Source organism: Micromonospora lupini (genome assembly GCF_026342015.1).
Classification (GTDB): Bacteria; Actinomycetota; Actinomycetes; order Mycobacteriales; family Micromonosporaceae; genus Micromonospora; species Micromonospora lupini_B.
In genome coordinates, this window is record NZ_JAPENL010000002.1 from 1,078,040 (window position 1) to 1,097,992 (window position 19,953).

The 19,953-nt window shown below is 71.6% G+C and carries 17 protein-coding genes and 1 tRNA gene; 10 read left to right on the forward strand and 8 right to left on the reverse strand.

The genetic code is table 11. The features are described from left to right. Positions 1–12: 12 nt before the first annotated feature. Positions 13–468 carry a GatB/YqeY domain-containing protein gene (locus OOJ91_RS19875; RefSeq protein WP_266247018.1) on the reverse strand — a complete coding sequence of 152 codons (456 nt, stop codon included), beginning with the start codon at positions 466–468 and terminating at the stop codon, positions 13–15. Between the two features lie 25 nt (positions 469–493). On the opposite strand from OOJ91_RS19875, the gene OOJ91_RS19880 reads away from it, so the two are divergent. From OOJ91_RS19880 to OOJ91_RS19890, 3 genes are all read left to right on the forward strand, one after another. After that, positions 494–1,387: a metallophosphoesterase gene (locus OOJ91_RS19880; protein WP_266247020.1), complete on the forward strand. Its 894-nt coding sequence runs from the start codon at positions 494–496 to the stop codon at positions 1,385–1,387. Positions 1,388–1,604: 217 nt separating this feature from the next. Beyond that, positions 1,605–1,681: transfer RNA gene (locus OOJ91_RS19885), tRNA-Pro, on the forward strand. A 203-nt stretch (positions 1,682–1,884) separates the two neighbouring features. After that, the gene (locus tag OOJ91_RS19890) at positions 1,885–3,804 is read left to right on the forward strand and encodes a hypothetical protein (RefSeq protein ID WP_266247021.1); all 1,920 of its coding nucleotides are present in this window, start codon (positions 1,885–1,887) and stop codon (positions 3,802–3,804) included. 47 nt (positions 3,805–3,851) lie between these two features. Here OOJ91_RS19890 and OOJ91_RS19895 read toward each other — a convergent pair whose 3' ends face one another. Further along, complete coding sequence (locus OOJ91_RS19895; protein WP_266247023.1) at positions 3,852–4,325, reverse strand: hypothetical protein; 474 nt, start codon at positions 4,323–4,325, stop codon at positions 3,852–3,854. 129 nt (positions 4,326–4,454) lie between these two features. Here OOJ91_RS19895 and OOJ91_RS19900 point away from each other — a divergent pair, with 129 nt between their 5' ends. Further along, positions 4,455–5,738 (forward strand): MFS transporter, encoded by a 1,284-nt coding sequence (locus OOJ91_RS19900; protein WP_266247024.1) that lies wholly within the window; start codon positions 4,455–4,457, stop codon positions 5,736–5,738. 259 nt (positions 5,739–5,997) lie between these two features. On the opposite strand, the gene OOJ91_RS19905 is transcribed toward OOJ91_RS19900, so the two are convergent. Further along, complete coding sequence (locus OOJ91_RS19905; RefSeq protein ID WP_266247026.1) at positions 5,998–7,725, reverse strand: bifunctional metallophosphatase/5'-nucleotidase; 1,728 nt, start codon at positions 7,723–7,725, stop codon at positions 5,998–6,000. Positions 7,726–7,956: 231 nt separating this feature from the next. Between OOJ91_RS19905 and OOJ91_RS19910 the strand changes: the two genes are divergently transcribed. Further along, positions 7,957–8,334 carry an alpha/beta fold hydrolase gene (locus OOJ91_RS19910; protein WP_266247028.1) on the forward strand — a complete coding sequence of 126 codons (378 nt, stop codon included), beginning with the start codon at positions 7,957–7,959 and terminating at the stop codon, positions 8,332–8,334. 25 nt (positions 8,335–8,359) lie between these two features. Here the strand turns inward: OOJ91_RS19910 and OOJ91_RS19915 are convergent, their stop codons facing one another. Further along, positions 8,360–9,016, reverse strand: a complete 657-nt coding sequence (locus tag OOJ91_RS19915) for a histone deacetylase (protein ID WP_266247030.1) — start codon at positions 9,014–9,016, stop codon at positions 8,360–8,362. 10 nt (positions 9,017–9,026) lie between these two features. Beyond that, the gene (locus tag OOJ91_RS19920; protein ID WP_266247032.1) at positions 9,027–9,806 is read right to left on the reverse strand and encodes a phosphodiesterase; all 780 of its coding nucleotides are present in this window, start codon (positions 9,804–9,806) and stop codon (positions 9,027–9,029) included. Positions 9,807–9,990: 184 nt separating this feature from the next. On the opposite strand from OOJ91_RS19920, the gene OOJ91_RS19925 reads away from it, so the two are divergent. Next, positions 9,991–11,412 (forward strand): GGDEF domain-containing protein, encoded by a 1,422-nt coding sequence (locus tag OOJ91_RS19925; RefSeq protein WP_266247034.1) that lies wholly within the window; start codon positions 9,991–9,993, stop codon positions 11,410–11,412. Positions 11,413–11,591: 179 nt separating this feature from the next. On the opposite strand, the gene OOJ91_RS19930 is transcribed toward OOJ91_RS19925, so the two are convergent. Together OOJ91_RS19930 and OOJ91_RS19935 are read right to left on the reverse strand one after the other, a co-directional pair. After that, the gene (locus tag OOJ91_RS19930) at positions 11,592–12,653 is read right to left on the reverse strand and encodes an aspartate-semialdehyde dehydrogenase (protein ID WP_266247035.1); all 1,062 of its coding nucleotides are present in this window, start codon (positions 12,651–12,653) and stop codon (positions 11,592–11,594) included. 5 nt (positions 12,654–12,658) lie between these two features. Continuing rightward, entirely contained in the window at positions 12,659–13,924 is a 1,266-nt protein-coding gene (locus OOJ91_RS19935; protein WP_007466238.1) for an aspartate kinase, read from the reverse strand. Between the two features lie 266 nt (positions 13,925–14,190). Here OOJ91_RS19935 and OOJ91_RS19940 point away from each other — a divergent pair, with 266 nt between their 5' ends. Beyond that, a complete protein-coding gene (locus tag OOJ91_RS19940; RefSeq protein WP_266247036.1) occupies positions 14,191–14,979 on the forward strand; it encodes a hypothetical protein in 789 nt (262 codons plus the stop codon). Between the two features lie 85 nt (positions 14,980–15,064). Next, positions 15,065–15,595, forward strand: a complete 531-nt coding sequence (locus OOJ91_RS19945; protein WP_266247037.1) for a nitroreductase family protein — start codon at positions 15,065–15,067, stop codon at positions 15,593–15,595. Positions 15,596–15,600: 5 nt separating this feature from the next. Here OOJ91_RS19945 and OOJ91_RS19950 read toward each other — a convergent pair whose 3' ends face one another. Further along, complete coding sequence (locus OOJ91_RS19950; RefSeq protein WP_266247038.1) at positions 15,601–16,557, reverse strand: ArsR/SmtB family transcription factor; 957 nt, start codon at positions 16,555–16,557, stop codon at positions 15,601–15,603. A gap of 108 nt (positions 16,558–16,665) precedes the next feature. Between OOJ91_RS19950 and OOJ91_RS19955 the strand changes: the two genes are divergently transcribed. Both OOJ91_RS19955 and leuA read left to right on the forward strand, forming a co-directional pair. Next, the gene (locus OOJ91_RS19955; protein ID WP_266247039.1) at positions 16,666–17,937 is read left to right on the forward strand and encodes an MFS transporter; all 1,272 of its coding nucleotides are present in this window, start codon (positions 16,666–16,668) and stop codon (positions 17,935–17,937) included. A 237-nt stretch (positions 17,938–18,174) separates the two neighbouring features. After that, the gene (leuA, locus tag OOJ91_RS19960; protein WP_266247041.1) at positions 18,175–19,926 is read left to right on the forward strand and encodes a 2-isopropylmalate synthase; all 1,752 of its coding nucleotides are present in this window, start codon (positions 18,175–18,177) and stop codon (positions 19,924–19,926) included. Positions 19,927–19,953 lie beyond the last annotated feature (27 nt).

Below are 19,953 nucleotides of genomic sequence, written 5' to 3' on the forward strand. Positions count from 1 at the left end.
AGTGCCAGCGTGTCAGAGGCCGAGCTGTCGACGTACCTCGGCGGCGACCCGACCACCCTCGGCCTGGCCGGCCACCGCGGCCTGGGCCGCCTTCATGGCCGGGCCCATCTGGGCCTTGCCGGTGAAGCCGCCCGCGGCGAGCGCCCCCGCGACCAGCTCCGTCAGGTCGGCGTCGGAGAGCTGCCTGGGCAGGTAGCGGTCCAGCACCTCACCCTCGGCGGTCTCCTTCGCGGCCTGCTCGGCGCGGCCCGCGTCGGCGAAGGCGGTGGCCGCCTCCCGGCGCTTCTTGGCCTCCTTGGTCAACACCGCGAGCACCTCGTCGTCGGTCAGCTCGCGCTTGGCCTTGCCGGCCACCTCGGCGGTGCCGACGGCGGCCAGGGCCATCCGCAGCGTGGAGGTGGTCAGCTCGTCGCGCGCCTTGAGGGCGGAACGCATGTCGGCGGTGAGGCGGTCCTTCAGCGTGCTCATGGACGGTCAAACTACCCTGAACGCCATGCGAAAGCGCACACTATTCCGCCTCGCCGCCGGAACCGCCGCGGTCGGCGCGACCACACTCGCGTACGCGTCGCTCGTCGAGCGAAACATGTTCACCCTCCGGCGGTACGACGTGCCGATGCTGCCGGCCGATGCGGAGCCGCTGCGCGTGCTGCACCTGTCGGACCTGCACATGACGCCCGACCAGGCGCGCAAGCAGCGCTGGGTGGCGTCGCTGGCCGCCCTCGATCCGGACCTCGTCGTGGTGACCGGCGACAACATGGCGCACCCGGGCGCGGTGCCGGGCGTGCTGCGGGCGCTGCAACCGCTGCTGGACTACCCGGGCGCGTTCGTGTTCGGCTCCAACGACTACACCGGGCCGGTGCTGAAGAACCCGTTCACCTACTTCCTGCCCGACCGGGAGTACACCGAGGGCGTCGACCTGCCCTACGAGGAACTGCGCCAGGTGTTCACCGGGGCCGGGTGGGCGGACCTCAACAACGCCCGGACCACCCTCAAGGCCGGCGGCCGGCAACTCGACCTGGTCGGCGTGGACGACCCCCACATCGACCGGGACGACTACCCGGCGGTGGCCGGCACGGCCTCGTCCTCGGCCGACCTGTCCATCGCGCTTACACACTCCCCCGAGCCACGGGTGCTCGACCAGATGGCCGCCGACGGCTTCGGTCTGCTGCTGGCCGGGCACACCCACGGCGGGCAGGTCTGCGTCCCGGGGTACGGGGCTCTGGTGACCAACTGCGGCCTGCCCCGCTCGATGGCGCGCGGCCTGCACCGGTGGCCGGGGTCGGACTCCTGGCTGCACGTCTCCGCCGGCCTCGGCACCCACCCGACCGCGCCGATCCGCTTCGCCTGCCCCCCGGAGGCCAGCATCCTCACCCTGATCCCCCGCTGACCCCCGCTCCGCGCGCACGGCGGCCCAAGATCCGCGCGCACCGCGGCCCAAGATCCGCGCAACATCGGGGTTGTTGCTGCCTCACGGTGCCGCGAGGCAGCAACAACGCGGAAGTTGTGCAGATCCTGGCGGGTCGGGCGCGGCGCGGCCGGTCCGGGCGGCGGGGGTACCGAGTTTGACCATCGGGGCGGGTGGGCTACTATTTGTCGGCACGCCTCGGGGTGTGGCGCAGCTTGGTAGCGCGCTTCGTTCGGGACGAAGAGGTCGTCGGTTCGAATCCGGCCACCCCGACCAGAGGTAAGAGGGCACATCCACTCGGTGGGTGTGCCCTCTTGGCGTTTCACGAACGGTCCACCGGAGCCCCGGGCCAAGATCATCGATCCGGTCGGCGGGGCTCCGAGTCGGCCGAAAGGAGGTTGCCTCCCGCAACGGCACACGCTTTGATGCGGCTGATCATCTGGCCAAGAGCCGGATGGGACACGGGAGGAAGATCCACAGTGATCAGATCCAGGCCGCGTCGCAGCGTCGTCAGCGCACTCGCGCTGACGCTGGGCATCAGCGGACTCAGTCTCATCTCCACCGCGAGCGCCGCCGTCGCGGCACCGCACTACGACGACCCACCGTCCGTCCAGGTCGGCTGGACCGACTCGGCGACGCCGAAGAAGGCGTACCCGACGGACGGCACCACGAACGTCCCGCTCGGCACCTGGCAGGACGCCGCGGGCAAGAGCCACACCTCGCGGGTGTACGCCACCTTCGACCTCTCCGCGTACGAGGGCAAGAAGATCTACGGCGGCAAGGTGTTCGTCGAAGAGCGCACCGTCGCCGACTGCGGCAAACGAGCCGTCGAGATCTGGCGTACGAAGCCGGTCACCGCGACGCCGACCTGGAACCGAGCACCCGAACCGCTCACCAAGCTCGGCGAGGTCCTCACTCCGGTGCAGTTCTGCCCGGGCGCCACCATCACGTTCGACGTGGCTGCGGCGGTGCAGGACGCTGTCGCACACCGGCAGCGGTACGTCACCTTCGAGATCCGGGTGCCCGAGCAGTACGAGAGTGACGCGTCCTACAGCCGTGGGCTGCACCCGTACCGCGGCGTCGATCTGAACGTCCAGTTCAACTCGGTGCCGCAGATCGACAGCGCCCACCTGTACAACGGCGGGCTCCCCTGCACCCAACTCGCGCCCTACCCGCGCATCGGCGGCTTCGCCAGCGTGTTGGAGGCGGTCGGCAGTGACGCCGACGAGTACGACGAGCGTTCGGTGATGACCGAGGTCGCCGTCTGGCCGAAAGCCGACCCCGACGCTCGTCAGGTGTTCACCGGCGAGCACGGTCAGTCCGGCCGCGCCAACCGGGTCACCCTGCCGGAGAACACGCTCACGGACGGCAAGACCTACGTCTGGCAGGCCCGGGTGACCGACGGCGCCGACTACTCGTCCTGGTCGAAGAAGTGCTTCTTCACCTACGACCGCACCAGCCCCGGTGAGCCCTCGGTCACCTCGGCCAACTACCCGGCGGACACCACCGGGGAGTGGGGCCCGGCGGGCGTGTCGGGGATCTTCACCTTCTCCGGCAAGGGCGACAAGGACATCGCGGGCTTCGAGTACTCCTGGGGTGGCCTCGGCGTCCACGGCTGCTCGGCCACTGGCGAGTACGGCCAGTTGGAGTGCCACGACCCTCTCGACCTGCCGGGCTCGGTGCGGGCGAACACCCCGGGCGGATCGGCGACCGTGACGCTCAACCCACCCGGCTCGGGGCTGCAGCGGTTGAGTGTCCGCTCGGTCGACCTCGCGGGCAACGCCTCCGAGACCGTCACGTACAGCACCTTCGTGCGGCCAAGTGAGCCGGAGGTCCGGGTGGAGAGTGGCGTTCCCGAGTGGGGGCAGGAGGTGGTGCTGAAGTTCGTCCCGGCGGCCGGTGTCACAGGCGTACGTGAGTACGAGATCACCCTGGACGGACGGGACCCGGAGATGCGGTCCGCCGAGGAGGACGGGACCGCCTACTTCAGCTTCGTCGCCAACAGGGCGGACGGACACAACGTCACGGTCCGCAGCCACAGCGACAACGGGTTCGTCTCGGCGGCGAGCAACTGGTCCACGTACTTCTACCCCGGCCCCGGGGTGAAGTCGGACGTCTACTTCTCGCCTGACGGTTCGCCAGTCGGCGGGGTGGGGGTCGAGGGCACCTTCACCTTCTCCCCACCGCCGGGCTGGACGGACACCACGGCGTACCAGTACAGCTTCAACTACGCCGAGCCGATCGAGGTCGCGGCCGACGCGAACGGCCGGGCCACGATCACCTGGACGCCGACCGCAGGCGGGTACGTGGACCTGACCGTCTACGCCGTCCGCGCCAACGGCACGGTAAGTGACTACCCCAACTGGTACTCGTTCGAGGTGGCGGCCTCCGCCTCCTGACCTGCCGAAACGAGGGCGGCCACACACCATGTGGCCGCCCTTGGTCGTCAGTCCTGCCGTTCGGTGCGCTCGATCTCGGTGAACGCGGCGGCCAGGTAGTCGTCAAACGGCACGCCCGTCACCGCCAACAGGTCGGCCACGAGCAGCGGGGCGTGCCGGGCCAGGGCAGGCCCGTCCGGCGGCGACTCGTCCCCGTCGGGGTCGTACACCCCCAGCGCTCCGGCGAGCAGCACGAGCACCACGTGTGGATCGACGTCCGGACGCCACCGCATGGCGTCCTGCACGCAGCGTGCCAGCACCTGGCGGATGTCGTCGCCGACCAACCCCTCCGGGTGGCCCTCCTCCAGCAGGAGCCGAACCACCGTTCCGAGCACCAGACCGGACCGCTCGTCGGTCGCGAGGTCGGCGACCGCCCCGTCGTACGCCTGACCGTCGCGTGCCTGGGCGGCGGCGACGGCCGCGGTGGCGGTCACCGCGATGGCGCGGGCGGTAGCGGGCAGATGTCGCCAGGTGCCGGTCATCGGGCCAGCATCGCAGACCCGGCGGACCACTGGATCATCGTGGAGTTGGTCACCCGGCGGTCCGGGGCACAGAGGAGTCCCGTCAAAACGGTTCGCGTGGCGTCACACCCACCGAACAGAATGCCGGGCATGCTGCGTCGAGTCCTGCCCCGTCGTCCGGAAGCCCGTTGGATCCTCCTCGGCACCCTGCTGTCGGCGATCGGGCGGGGTCTGACCCTGCCGTTCCTGTTCATCTACCTGACCGACGTGCGGGGGCTCACCGACACCCGCGCCGGCCTGGTGATCGGTTGGTACGGCGTCGTCACGCTGGCGCTGTCGCCCCTGGGCGGGACCCTTATCGACAGGTTCGGCGCCCGTCGGGTGGTGTTGCCGTGCCTGTTGATCGAAGCCGTGGGCACCGGTTCGCTGTCGCTTGTCCACTCGACCGGCTCGGCCCTGCTCGTGATGACAGTGGTAGCCGTCGGCAGCTCGGCGGTCTGGTCCGGGCAGAACACCATCCTCGCCTCACTTACCGACGACGGTGAGCGGCAACGGATCTTCGGTCTGAACTTCGCGCTGCTCAACCTCGGCATCGGCATCGGCGGCATGACCTCCGGCGCGATCGTCGACACGGCACGACCCGGCACCTTCCAGACGGTCTACCTGCTGGACGCGATCAGCTACCTGATGCCGGCCCTGATCCTGTTGACCCTGCCCGGTGTCGGCCACCGACTCGGCCACCGCTCCGCCGGCGACGGGCCGTCGAGCGGGGGCTACCTGACCGTGCTCCGGGACCGTCCGTTCCGCCGGTTGGTGATCTTCGGCCTGGTCCTCACCACGTGCGGGTACGCGCAGGTCGAGGTCGGCTTCGCCGCGTTCGCCGTACGCGTCGCCGAGGTGAACCCCCGGGTGGTGGCCTGGGCGCTGGCGGCCAACACGGTGATGATCGTGCTCGCCCAACTGCTGGTGATCCGCCGCATCGAGGGGCGCAGTCGCACCGGCGCGCTCGCCGTGGTCGGGGCGGTGTTCGCCGTCGCCTGGCTCGTCCTCGGCGTCGCCGGCCTGATCAGCACCGAAAATGCACTAGTGGCCGCCCTGTGCGTGGTGGCCTGCTCGGCGATCTTCGGCCTCGGCGAGACGCTGCTGTCGCCAGTGATGCCGGCGCTGACAAACGCGCTGGCCACGGACGAGTTGCGTGGCCGGTACAACGCCATGAGTTCGATGATCTTCGGAATCAGCGGTGTGATCGGCCCGGTGACCGCCGGCCCGCTCATCGGCGCGGCCAACGGCATGGTCTGGGTCGCGGTGGTGGTCGGCGGCTGCCTGGTGGCCTCGCTCATCGCGCTCTCCCTGCGCCGGCTGCTCACCGTCGACCAGGACGGCCGCCCCACGATCACCCCGCCCACCCCCGCCCAGACACCCACCCCCGCCTGACCCCACCCCGCCCAGACGCCCACCCCGACTGACCCCACCCCGACGCGGGAAGCGGCGCCGCGCGGCCCAAGATCGTGCTCGATCCTGGACGTAGTGGCATCGGCGCGCTCCCAGACCACTACAACCAGGTTCGAGCACGATCTTGCGGCGCGAGGGCCGCGCGCCGGGCACGGGCAGCCCTCGGCAGAGGGCTGACGCCCGGGGACGGGTCGGGCCCCGGAGCGGGTGCTCCGGGGCCCGATCGTCGCGGGGTCGGCCGTCAGGCGGCGGGGACCTCGGCGGTGGTGCGGATGCGGTCGAGCGCCGGGGCGGAGACCGGCGACTGCGCGGTCAGGTACGCCACGAACGCGTCCAGGTCGATCAGACCTGTGACCTGGTTGGTTCCGGCGGTGAGGGCGCTGAAGCCGTCGCCGCCGCCGGACAGGAAGTTGTTCACCGTCACCCGGTAGGTGGCGGCGGTGTCGACGACGGCGCCGCCGATGGTGAGGCTGCCCCGCACCACGCGGGTGCCGGCGCACGGGTCGGTGGCGGGGGCGGTGGTGCCGTTCAGGTCGACGACGTAGCCCACTGTCGACGACGGGTACAGCACCCGACCGGTCACGAACTGCTGCTCCAGTACGCAGTAGAGCTGCGCGCCGGTCAGATCCAGCGTCACCAGGTTGTTGGCGAACGGCTGCACCGTGAACGCCTCCTCGTAGGTGACCGGGCCGGCGTCCAGGTTGGCGCGTACCCCGCCGGGGTTCATGAAGGCGGCCACCGCGTTCTGCTCGTCGTCGGTGGCGGCGAGCTGCGCGTCAGCGATCAGGTTGCCCAGCGGCGACTCGCCGCACGAGGCCGGCACCGCTGCCGAGCAGGTGGCGAGCAGGTCCTCCTGCGTCTTGGTGAGCGCGGTGGCGGTCTCGCCGACCTGGCGGCCGGCGACCGGGCCGAGCACCGTCTTGTACCTGTCGATCAGGGCGGTCTGCTTCGGGTCCTTGGCGACGTCGCGGGTGACCACGACGTTGTTCGCGGAGGCCGAGAGCACGTCCCCGGAGCGACGGTCGATCTTCAGGTCGATGTCGGTGACAAGACGACCGAACGAGCTTGCGCTGGTGACCAGCTTGCCGTTGATGTTGCAGTTGTACGCCTGGTGGGTGTGGCCGCTGACCACCACGTCGATCGACGGGTCCATCCGGTTGGCGATGTCCACGATGGGCCCGGTCATGCCGACGCAGTCGTTGATGCCACCTGTCGCCTCCTGGGCGCCACCCTCGTGCAGCAGCACGACGATCGTCTGCACGCCCTTACGGCGCAGCTCGCGGGCGTACCGGTTGGCGGTCTCCGCCTCGTCGGTGAAGGTGAGGCCCGCGACGCCCTGCTGGCTGACGATCTGCGGGGTGCCCTCCAGGGTCATGCCGATGAAGCCGACCTTGACACCCTGCACCTTGTGGATCGCGTACGGCGCCATCAGCGGCCTGCCGGTGGCGGTCTTGAAGGCGTTGGCGGACAGGTACTGGAAGCCCGCCCCCCGGTACGGGGTGCCGTCGATGCAGCCGTCCACCGGGTGGCAGCCACCGTTCTGGATCCGCAGCAGCTCGGCGGCGCCCTCGTCGAACTCGTGGTTGCCGACGCTGGCGTAGTCCAGCCCGGCCATGCTCAGCGCCTCGATTGTCGGCTCGTCGTGGAACGCGGCGGAGAGCAGCGGGGACGCGCCGATCAGGTCACCGGCGGCGACCGTGATGGTGTTCTTCTTCTTGGCGGCGGCGCGCAGCTCGGCCAGGTGGGTCGCGAGGTATTCGACGCCGCCCGCGGTCTGCCCGGCGATGGTGCCGTTGCTCCCGCTCGGCGGTTCGAGGTTGCCGTGGAAGTCGTTGAGGGCCAGCAGGGTGAGGTCGACCGGCTTCGGTCGCGCGTCGGCCTGCTCGGGGGTGGTGGCGACCGCGCCGAGCGCTGCCACCGCGAGCGCGGTCAGGCCGACAGCGGCCCGACGCATCCCGGTTATGGACATGGAACTCCTCGTGAGAATCGGCGCGTGCGGTGCCCGGCCTGTGGGTCGACCGGGCCGCCGACCGACGCCGTCGGAAGGGTCGGTCGCGAATGGCGGCGGTGGGGAATCGCCGCCCGCCTCGACAGCCTCTCATCCGGACGCCGGTCGGTCGAGCCGGGCGGCGGATCGAAGCCGTCGATGCAGGCAGCGGGCCAGAGCTGCGGATACGCCACCCTGGACGCACGTGTCGACATGACCGGTGGTCGATGCCGACCTGCCGGAGATTGTCGGACAGGTGGTCTGGGAAGGACCCGAGGGCAGGCGGCGGAGGGGGACGGCATCGCCCTGTACGGGACCTCCTCCGGCGCGATCCTGGCCGCGCTCGCGCACACCCTGCCGTACGACGCGCTGGTGAGCGCCGGCGGCTCATTCCCGGCCGACCGGCTGGGGACGATCACCACCCCGACCCTCGCTGTGGACAGCACCGGCAGTCCACAGTGGCTGTGCGACGCGAGCCGGGCCACCGCCGAGGCGATTCCCGGTGGCCGGTCCATCAGTCTCGACGGCGGCCACCACGAGGTGCCGCCCGCCACACTCGCCCCTGCGCTACGCGAGTTCCTGCTCGGCTGACGACCCCGCCCGCGCGCATCCACAGTCAGTTTGCGGCGAGCGCGTCGGTGACCAGTGTCGTGACGGCGTCGGGCGGCCAGCCGTCCGCGACCCCGGGACGCTGCGCCAGGTAGTCGGCGATCCGCTCGGCGGGCCAGCCGTGTGCCTCGCGCAGCCCCCGGGCGATCATGCCCAGGTAGACCGGCGCCGGTGGCCGGCACCGCGCGGACGACGCCGGCTCGGGGGCGGTGAAGGTGAGTAGTGGGACGCCGGCGCGCAGGCCGGGGCAGATCAGGGTCTCGTAGCGCCCCGGGCCGAGCGTCGCCCGCCCGTTGGCGACCGCGGCGTCGATTGCCGCGCCGGTCCCCGGGACGAGGTCGGCGGTGTCGCCCGTCGGGCGGTACATCTCCTGGGCGGCGATGTCGGTGAACTGCTCGATGCTGACCAGGTAGGCCCGTGCGGCGGCCTCGCCCGGCAGGTCCGGGTCGTAGAACGCCATCCCGCCGGTCCACGCGCGGGACTCGCCGGCGAAGTAGATCCCGCCCGGCAGCAACACCGCCGCCGACCGGCTCGGTGGGCGGGGGTCGCGGCAACCCGGGTACGTCCGCCGGCCGCCGGGCGGGCAGCCGCCACCGATGTACCACGCCAGCCGGGCTGCGTGCATGTTCGAGCCGTACGCGACGTACCAGACGGTGTCGATCATCGGGGTGTGGTCAGAAGCCGCAGGTCTGACCTGCGGAGTGACTGACCGCCACGGTGTGCGTCGTGCAGCCGCCCTGTTCGACGAGGTGCAGCAGGAAGGAGGTGGGCTCGACGACCCAGCCGATCTGCTCGTCGGTGGCCATGGTGAGCGTGCTCTGCTTCCAGGTGCTGGGGGCCACGGTGAGCACCGTGCCCGCGTACGCCGTGGTGACCGTGCGGTGCAGGTGCCCGGCGGCGACCCGGACGACGTGCCGGTGCCGGCCGATCACCTCGGCCAGCGCGGGCCCGTCGGCGAGCCGGATGGTGTCCGCCGTCGGGATGCCGACCGCGACCGGCGGATGGTGCAGGAAGACCACGGCGGGCACGTCGGGTCGACCGGAGAGGACGCCGTCGAGCCAGCCGAGCTGCTCCTCGCCGAGTTGTCCGCCACCGCCGCCCGGGACGAGCGAGTCGAGCACCACGACTGACGCTTCCTCGTGGTCGGCGTGGTAGTAGGTGGAGAAACCGCCGCCGAGCCAGGGCGTCCCGCCGAACGCGTCGAGCAGGGACTCCCGGTCGTCGTGGTTGCCGGCGACCAGGTGCACCGGCAGGGGGAACCGGTCGATCAGCTCGCGCAGCGCGGCGTACTCGTCGGGCCGGCCGTGGTCGACCAGGTCACCGGTGATCACCACACAGTCGGGGCGCGGGCGCAGCGCAAGCACCCGGCCGAGCGCCCGGTGCAGCCCGGCGGCGGGCTCGGCGGCGAGCAGGCCGGTGGTCACGTGCGGATCACTGAGCTGGGCGATGAGCATGGGGGCTCGCCTCCTCGGCGCCGGGAACTCCACGCTACCGACAGCCGGGCCCCGGCGGGGACCGCCGCCCACAGGCTGTGTCCACAGCCTGTGGATGGCACATGTGTACGAAGAGGGGTCGACCCCGGCCGGCGTGAGTACCCTTGATCGCGCCGACCCCTCCCCTACCTGGAACGACGTGCGAGTGGATCATCAGCGAGTCATCCGTGACGTCACCGTCCGCCTGTCGATGGCGTCGAGCGCGCCGGAGGCCTGCAGGCGGACGGTCGCCGCGCTGTCGCGCCACACCCCGGCCACCATCTCGGTGCTGCTCGAAGCCCACGACCGGCTGCGCTGTGTGGCGGCCACCGGCGCGTGGCAGGTCTTCGCGACCGTCCCGGCGCACACCGGGATCGTCGGCCGGGTGTACGCCACAGGCGTCGCGGCGGTGGTCCCCGACGTCACCGTCGACCCCGACTACCTCCCGGTACGCCCGGACGTGACCGCCGAGCTGTGCCTGCCGGTGCGCGATCCGGCGGGCCGGGTGATCGGCGTGTTGGACCTGCAGTGGAGTGGGCCGGTCGACCTGGAGCCGTGGCGGGAGACCGCGCAGCGGCTGGCGGGCCGACTCGGCACGCGGATCGCCGGACTGGGCGGCCCTCCGTCGGAGAGCCGCAGCGAGAAGCTGCTCCGGCACGCCGCCGCGCTCTCCGCCGCGTCGACCGAGGAGGCCGTGATCAGCGCGGCGACCTCCGCCGCCCGGGAGGTGTCCACCCTCTCCACCGCGGTGCTGCTGCTCGGCGGCCCGCAGGGCGCCCAGCTCGGGCCGCCGACGCCTGCCGGGTGCGAGTTGGAGTCCCGCATCCGGGCGGAGTTGGCCGAGGCGGGGGCGGAGGCGCTCGGCCGGATGATCGACCGGGCGCACCGGTACGGCGCCGGTTACACGCTTGGCGAGGCGGGGCACCCGCCGACCGAGGACTATCGTCCGCTGACCAGGGCCGGGGTACGCACTCTGATCGCCGTTCCGGTCGGGCCGCCGGACGACTGTGGGGCGCTGCTCGTCGCCGACGAGCGGGCGCTGCGGCCGGACCCGACCACTGTCAGCCTGATGGAGCTGCTCGCCGGGCAGGCGTGGACCAGCCTGGACCGGCTGCGTACCCTTGCCCGGCTGCGGGAGCAGGCCAGCTCGGACCCGCTGACGGGGTTGCGGCACACCGGCCCGTTCGGGCAGCGGATCGCGGCGGCCACCCCCGGGCGTACGGCGCTGCTGGCGATCGACGTGGACGGCTTCAAGACTGTCAACGACACGTACGGCCACCAGGCCGGCGACCAGGTGCTCGTCGGGCTGGCCCGGGCGCTGGAGGGGGCGTTGCGCCACGGCGACGAGCTGTACCGGATCGGTGGCGACGAGTTCGTCGCGGTGATCGAGGTGAGCCGTCCGGAGGAGGCGGTCCGGATCGCCGAGCGGTTGGCCGAGGCGGCCCGACGGACCGGTCGCACGATCAGCGTGGGCGTCGCGCTGCCCCGCCCCGGCGAATCCCCCGACCGCACTCTCCGCCGCGCCGACCAGGCCCTCTACGCGGTGAAGCGCCAGGGCAGAGACGGCGTCCACCTGGCCGCCGCCTGAGTGGCCGTGCACCTGGCGGTGGCCATCGGCCTTTGTTGCCGGCCGTGTTGATGCGCTGTTGAGCGGTATACCTCAGAGGTATGAATATGACTCTGAGGTATACCGCTCACCACCGCGTCCGACCCCACGAAGGTGACCGACGGTCACCGCAGGCCGCCGGCGGGCTTCAACGGAGGCGGTCAGGCGGTGCGGAGTTCCTTGGCCAGGAGTTCGGCGATCTGGGCGGTGTTGAGGGCCGCGCCCTTGCGGAGGTTGTCGCCTGTGACGAAGAAGTCGAGGGCGCGCGGGTCGTCCAGGGCGCGGCGGATCCGGCCGACCCAGGACGGGTCGGTGCCGACCGCGTCGATAGGCATCGGGAACTCACCGGCGGCGGGGTCGTCGACCAGGATCACGCCGGGGGCGTTGCGCAGCGCCTCGCGGGCGCCCTCGGCGTCGACCTCGGTGGCGAAGACCGCGTGCACGGCCACCGAGTGGCCGGTCACCACCGCCACGCGTACGCAGGTGGCGCTGACCTTGAGGTCGGGCAGGCCGAGGATCTTCCGCGACTCGTTGCGGATCTTCATTTCCTCGGACGACCAGCCGGCGTCGGCCGGCGAGCCCGCCCAGGGCACCACGTTGAGCGCCAGCGGCGCCGGGAAGGGACCCAGGTCGTCGCCGACGGCCTGCCGGACGTCGCCGGTACGCGAGCCGAGCGCGCGATCCCCGGCGACCTTGGTGAGTTGGTCGTGCAGCATGTCCACGCCAGCCTGGCCGGCGCCGGAGGCCGCCTGGTAGGAGGCGAGCACCAGCTCCCGCAGGCCGTACTCGCGGTGCAGGGGCGCGACCGCGACGATCATCGCGAGGGTGGTGCAGTTGGCGTTCGCGATGATGCCCCGGGGCCGGTTGCGGACCTGCTCGGGGTTGATCTCCGGAACGACGAGCGGGACGTCCCGGTCCATCCGGAACGCGCCGGAGTTGTCCACGGCGATCGCGCCGTGGGTGACGGCGATGGGCGCCCACTCGGCGGAGACCTCGTCGGGCACGTCGAACATCGCCACGTCGACCCCGTCGAACGCCTCCGGGGTCAGCGCCTGGACGACCATGTCCTCGCCCCGGCAGCGCACCCGCTTCCCGACCGAACGCTCGGAGGCGAGGAGCCGGATCTCACCCCAGACGTTGCGACGCCCGCTGAGCAGCTCACACATCACGGTGCCGACGGCACCTGTCGCTCCGACCACGGCGAGGGTGGGCAGCGCCGTCATCGGCGCTACCTACCCGTACCGGCGTAGACCACGGCTTCGGTGTCGCCGCCCAGCTCGAACGCGTCGTGGATGGCGCGGACCGCGGCGTCGAGGTCGGTGTCCCGGCAGACGACGGAGACGCGGATCTCGGAAGTGGAGATCATCTCGATGTTGACCCCGGCAGCGCCGAGCGCGGCGAAGAAGCCGGCGGCCACACCGGGATGCGAGCGCATGCCGGCACCGATCAGGGAGACCTTGCCGACGTGGTCGTCGTACAGCAGGCCCTTGAACTTGACCGGCTCCTGGATCTTGCTGAGCGCGGCCATCGCGGTCGGGCCGTCGGCCTTGGGCAGCGTGAACGAGATGTCCGTACGGCCGGTGCCCTCGGTGGAGACGTTCTGCACGATCATGTCGATGTTGATCTCGGCGCCGGCGACGGTGTCGAAGATCGCCGCGGCGGCACCCGGCTCGTCGGGCACCCCGACGATCGTGATCTTGGCCTCGCTGCGGTCGTGCGCGACCCCGGTGATCAGTGCCTGCTCCACGGAAAGGTCCTCCATCGATCCGGTGACCATCGTGCCGGTGTTGGTCGAGTATGACGAACGGACGTGGATCGGCAACCCCGCCCGACGGGCGTACTCCACGCTACGCAGGTGCAGCACCTTCGCGCCGCACGCGGCCAGCTCCAGCATCTCCTCGTAGGTGATGTCCCGGATGTGCCGGGCGTTGGGGACGATCCGCGGGTCGGCGGTGAAGACGCCGTCCACGTCGGTGTAGATCTCGCAGACGTCGGCGTGCAGCGCGGCGGCGAGCGCCACGGCAGTGGTGTCCGAGCCGCCACGGCCCAGCGTGGTGACGTCCTTGGTGTCCTGCGAGACGCCCTGGAAGCCGGCCACGATGACCACCGAGCCCTCGTCGAGCGCGCCCTTGAGCCGCCCCGGGGTGACATCGATGATCCGCGCCCTGCCGTGCACCGACGTGGTGATCACACCGGCCTGCGAGCCGGTGAACGAGCGGGCCTCGTACCCCAGGTTGTGGATGGCCATGGCCAGCAGCGCCATGGAGATCCGCTCCCCGGCGGTGAGCAGCATGTCCAGCTCGCGGCCCGGCGGCAGCGGGCTGACCTGGTTGGCCAGGTCGAGCAGCTCGTCGGTGGTGTCCCCCATCGCGGAGACCACCACCACGACGTCGTCGCCGGCCTTGCGGGCGGCGACGATGCGCTCGGCCACCCGCTTGATCCGCTCGGCGTTGGCGACGGAGGACCCGCCGTACTTCTGCACCACGAGTGCCACGACTGTGCACTCCCTCCCAGCGACCCTGAGCGTGCCGACGCCGCCGGAACCGGGGCCGGCGGCGCGTGTCAGACCCCATGAGGGTATCCGGCGGGTCACGGCGGCGGATCGGGTGATCCCACCATCCGGCCCGCGCGGCCGTCCCGGCAACGCGCCTGGCCAGGTCCGCGAGTTAGGGCGGTACGCCGAAAGTCCGCGTCCGACACGCCGGGGCGGACGGCTGCCGCCGTTGCCCGCACCCGGCCCGGACCCACCAGAATGGGCCGGTGCCCGTCCTCTTCCGCTCGGCCGGCCGCGTGCTCGGGCCGCTCGTGTTCGCCCTGCCGGCAGTCCTGGTCTCCTGCACCACCGAGCGGCCCCCACCTCCGCCACCGGCCGATCCCGGGCCGGTCGAGGTGGACGCCACCCGGGACGAGCTGGCCGCCCTGGCCGCCGCCGCGCAGGATCGCCACCTGGTGGCGCGGTACGTGTTCGCCAAGTCCGGCCAGCCGGATCGCAGCATCGTGTTCACAAGCGCGAACGACGGCAGTTGGCGGGTCGACGTGCCGGGCGGGGCGCTGGGTGGGACCGCCGACGTCTCACTGGCCGCCACCGGCGACGGGCTGTTCCAGTGCGCCCTGCCCTCGACAGGTCACCCGGAGCCGGCACGCTGTGTACGCCTCGGCGAGCGCGACGACGCGATCCCGCGCCGGCTGGACCCCCGGATCCAGCATCCGCTCACCGACTGGCTGGACGTGCTTACCGACAGGCGCGCGCCGCTCGCGGTCGCCCTGGCCAACACGCCCAAGGGCCTGAGCGGGGCCTGCTACTCGGTCGACTCCACCTCCGCCTCGCTGAACGCGCCTGTGGACGTCGGCATCTACTGCTACGACACCGACGGCACACCGACCGGCGTCCGGACCGAGGCCGGCACGCTGCGGCTGGCGGCCCCGCCCGCCCCGGCGCCCGCCACCGTGCAGCTCGCCGGACCGGTCGTGGCGGACGCGGAACCCCTGGACACCGCGGCTCCTCCGACGCCGGATCCGACGCTCAGCCCGAGCGCGGGAACGTCCTGATCTTCATCCCGTTACGGGTGGCCTTGCCCACATTTGCTACCGCCCAGCTCAAGTGACGAATCGCCCATACGGGACGATCCTCGGCATGGCTGACCTGACTCCGCTGCTCGCCTTCCGCTGGAGCCCTCGGGCCTTCGACCCGAGCGCCACCCTGACCTCGGACGAGGCGGCCTCGCTGCTGGAGGCCGCGCGGTGGGCGCCGTCGGCGGACAACGGGCAGCCCTGGCGGTTCGCCCTCGGCCACCGGGACGACAGGAACTGGAAACGGATCCTGATCAGCCTCCCCGCCGACGACCAGGGCTGGGCCCGGAACGCCGCAACCCTGGTGGTCGGCGCGCACACCGGAGACGACGCCGAGCGGGCCGCGTACGACCTCGGTCAGGCGATGGCACACCTGACACTGCAGGCCACGGCGCTCGGCCTGCACGTCCGCCAGCTCGTCCGCTTCGACCGGGCCGGCCTCGCCACCGAACTCGACCTGCCCGGCGGCGTCCGACCGCTTGTGGTCGCCGCCGTCGGTCGGCTCGGAGATCCCTTCGCCCTCCCGGCCGAGCTGCGCGCCCGGGAAACCGGCCTGCGGCACCGCCGGCCGGTCGCCGACCTGCTGCTCGCCTGATCGGGTCAGCCACCCCGGCTGGCGCGCAGCAGGACCATTGCGGCGTCGGTGTTGCGGTAGAGCACGTGCCGACCCTGTCGGGACCGATCGACAAGGCCGGCGGCGTGCAGCGCGGCCAGGTGCTGGGAGACGTTACCGGCGGACATGCCGGTGAGTCGTGCCAGGTCGCTGGTGGTGGTCGCCGTGTCGAGCAGGTCCAGCAGCGCGGCTCGTCCCGGGCCGATCACCCGGGCCAGTGGGTCGCCGGACGGCCGCGCGGCCCCCTCCCAGAACGTCCCGACGGCCCGGACCGGGTACGCCCCGGCCGGCATCGAGTCCTCCAGCAGGTTCCACAGCACCCGCCGGTTGGCGAACACGCCCGGATTCAGCGCCAACCCGCGCCCGCGGAGGTCGAAGTCCCGCTCGAACGGGTCGTCGCTGACCACCCGGTCGCCGAGCCAACGCAGGCTCGGGTGGAGCTGCTCGAAGAACCGACCGGCGCCGCCCTCGGCGAGCTGGGCGGCCCGGTACGCCACGTCGGCGTCGAGCAACGCGCGCATCCGCGGCCAGTCCGGGGCGATCGCCTCCTCGTACCAGACCCGCACCGCGTCGACGAGCTGCGGCAACAGCCCGCGGGGATCGGCGAGCAGCGCCCGCCCGAACGGGCTCAACGGCCGGTTCGGGGTGGTCGCCAGCAGATCCCGGACCACCACTGCCGGTGGTGTTGCCGCGATCTGGTCGAGCTGCTCGGCCATCCCCATGGTGGGCAGGGCCGCCGGGGTGAGGAAGTCGGGCAGCCAGCGCTGTGGCCGGGTCAGGTCCACAAGCGGTCGGACCCGGTCGGCCACCTCGGGACGACGCAGGGTGACGCGGGCGCGGTCGATCCACGGCAGGTGCACGGCGTGGCGCACCGGGTCGGCGAGCGCCCACATGCTCATGACCGTCTCGTTGGCCGGTGACACGACGAGCCGCACTCCCGCCACGTCGGCCAAGCTGAACCGCAACTCCGACACACGCACCCCCGGACGCAGGATTCGGTCCAGCCTAAAAGGCTCGACCGACCTCGTGGGGGCACTGTTCACTTCCTCGCCATGGGGACCAGAGACACCATCCGTACCGCCGTTCGAGACGTCGTACCGCCTGCCGGGTTGACCCGCGCCCTGGCCGTGCAGGCAATGATCTACGCCGTTGGCAGCGGGCTGTTCCACGCCGGCAGCGCCGTCTTCTTCACCCGGGCGCTCGGGCTCAGCGCCGCCCAGGTCGGGTTGGGGCTGTCCATCGCGGCGGGGGTGTCGCTGCTGGGCACGGTGCCGCTGGGCGGGCTGACCGACAGGTACGGCCCGCAGCGGGTCTGGGTGGTCGGGCTGGTGCTGAACGCGGCGCTGTTCGCGACGTACCCCTTCGTGGGCGGCTTCGCCGGCTTCCTCGCCGTGGTGGTGGCGCTGGCCGGCGTGGACTCCGCCGTCGGCGTGGCCCGGCAGGTCTACTCGATCAACGCGCTCCCGCCGGCCGAACGGGTCACCGCGATGGCGTACCAGCGCTCGTCGCTGAACGTCGGCTTCGGACTCGGCGCAGTGATCAGTGGCGTGGTGCTGGCGGTGGACACGATCACCGCGTACCGGGGAATGGTCTGGTTCATCGCGACGGTCTTTCTCGTGACCGCCCTCTTCGTGCGGCGACTGCCCCGGCTGCCGCAGGTGGCCCGACGAGCGGAGCCGATGAGCCGGCTCGCCGCGCTGCGGGACCGCCCGTTCATGGCGGTGTCCCTGCTGTCCGGGCTGCTCACCGCGCACCAGGTGCTCTACCTGACGGTCCTGCCGCTGTGGATCCTCACCCACACCGACGCCCCGAAGACGGTGATCGCCGCTCTGGTGCTGCTCAACACGATCCTGATCGTGCTGCTCCAGGTACGCGTCAGCCGGGGCACGGACACCGCGGCGGGCGCGGCACGGGCCTCCCGCCGGGGTGGGCTGCTGGTCGCCGTGGCCTGCCTGGTTCTGCCGATCTCCGGGATGACCCGGGGTCCGCTCACCGTCGTGGTGCTGGTGGCAGCCGCGTTGCTGCTGATCCTGGCCGAGCTGATCGAGTCGGCGGGCACCTGGGGGCTCACCGCCACCCTGCCGCCGGCCGGCGAGCGCGGCGCGTACGTGGGGGCGCTCGGGCTCGGCGTGCAGCTCCAGTACCTGATCGCCCCGGCCGGGCTGACCGCGCTCGGGGTGACCACCGGCGGGTGGGGCTGGTTACCGACGGCAGCGATCTTCGTGCTGGTAGCGGTGGCGATCGTGCCCGCGGTGGCCTGGGCGCAACGGACGCCGAGGCTGGGTGCCGAGGCCCCGGAGCCGGACATGACACCGGTCCCATAGTCCGGACCAGCCTTTCCACCCTCCCCTCCATCACGTAGGGTGACCTGGTCATGTGGCGGGCGCTTCTTCTCCTTAGCCGCCGCGACGAGGCCTGACCGGCCGGCACCTCGTCGCGGAGTCGCTTCGCGCCGTCCAGCACATCCGAGTTTCTTCTCGGCGCCGCCGCGCATCGTCGCCCGGCAGCGCGCCGACACCTTCCGATCTGCTGACGCCACATGTTCCAGGGAGCACTCTGAGATGGCTCAACCTGTCACCGACGCCGAGACCGATCCGATCGCCAGGCAGCGCCCCAGCCGGATGCCGTACAGCCGCTACCAGCCGTACCGGGAGCAGTTCCGGGTCGACCTGCCGGACCGCACCTGGCCCACCCGCACCGTCGACGCCGCGCCGCGCTGGTGCGCCGTGGACCTGCGCGACGGCAACCAGGCGCTTATCGACCCGATGTCGCCCGAGCGCAAGCGGCGGATGTTCCAGCTGCTCGTGCAGATGGGCTACAAGGAGATCGAGGTCGGGTTCCCGTCGGCCAGCCAGACCGACTTCGACTTCGTCCGGCAGCTCATCGAAGACGACATGATCCCGGACGACGTCACCATCCAGGTGCTCACCCAGTGCCGGGAGCACCTGATCGACAGGACGTTCGAGTCGCTGCGCGGCGCGAAGCGGGCCATCGTGCACTTCTACAACTCGACCTCCACCCTCCAGCGGCGGGTGGTCTTCGGCCTGGACCGCGACGGCATCGCCGACATCGCCACCACCGGCGCGCGGCTCTGCCAGAAGTACGCGGAGATCCACACCCCGGACACGGAGATCTTCTACGAGTACTCGCCGGAGTCGTACACGGGCACCGAGCTGGAGTACGCCCTGGAGGTCTGCTCCCGGGTGATCGACGTGATCGACCCGACGCCGGACCGGCCGCTGATCATCAACCTGCCGGCCACGGTCGAGATGGCCACCCCGAACGTGTACGCCGACTCGATCGAGTGGATGCACAGGCACCTGCCGCGCCGCGACAGCGTGATCCTGAGCCTGCACCCGCACAACGACCGGGGCACCGGCGTGGCCGCCGCCGAGCTGGGCCTGCTGGCCGGCGCGGACCGGATCGAGGGCTGCCTGTTCGGCAACGGCGAGCGCACCGGCAACGTCGACCTGGTGACGCTGGGCCTCAACCTCTTCTCCCAGGGCATCGACCCGATGATCGACTTCTCGAACATCGACGAGATCCGGCGAGCCGTCGAATACTGCAACCAACTGCCTGTGCACGAGCGCCACCCGTACGCGGGCGACCTGGTCTACACCGCCTTCTCCGGCTCCCACCAGGACGCCATCAAGAAGGGCTTCGACGCCCTCGCCGCCGACGCGAAGGCCGCCGGCGTGCCGATGGACGAACACACCTGGGCGGTTCCGTACCTGCCGATCGACCCGAAGGACCTGGGCCGCACCTACGAGGCGGTCATCCGGGTCAACTCGCAGTCCGGCAAGGGCGGCGTCGCGTACATCATGAAGAGCGAGCACCAACTGGACCTGCCCCGCCGGCTCCAGATCGAGTTCTCCGGCGTCGTGCAGCAGGTCACCGACCACGACGGCGGAGAGGTCGACCCGCGCGCCATGTGGGAGATCTTCGCGACGCACTACCTGCTCGACCACCAGCCGAACCCGGCCGTCCGGTTCGGCGGCTACACGATCGGCACCAGCGACGGCAAGGTCGAGATCGAGGCACAGGTCGGCGTGGGCGGTGAGCAGCGCTCGCTCGCCGCGGTCGGCAACGGCCCGATCGACGCGTACGTCAACGCGCTCCAGTCGGTAGGGGTGGCCGTCCGGGTGCTCGACTACCACGAGCACGCGCTGTCCTCCGGTGGGGACGCGCAGGCCGCCGCCTATGTGGAGTGCGAGGTGGACGGTCGGACGGTCTGGGGTGTCGGCACCGACGCCAACATCGTCACCGCGTCGATCAAGGCGGTCACCAGCGCCGTCAACCGCGCCCGCGGCTGACCTGGCTGAGGGAGGGCACCCGCTGCC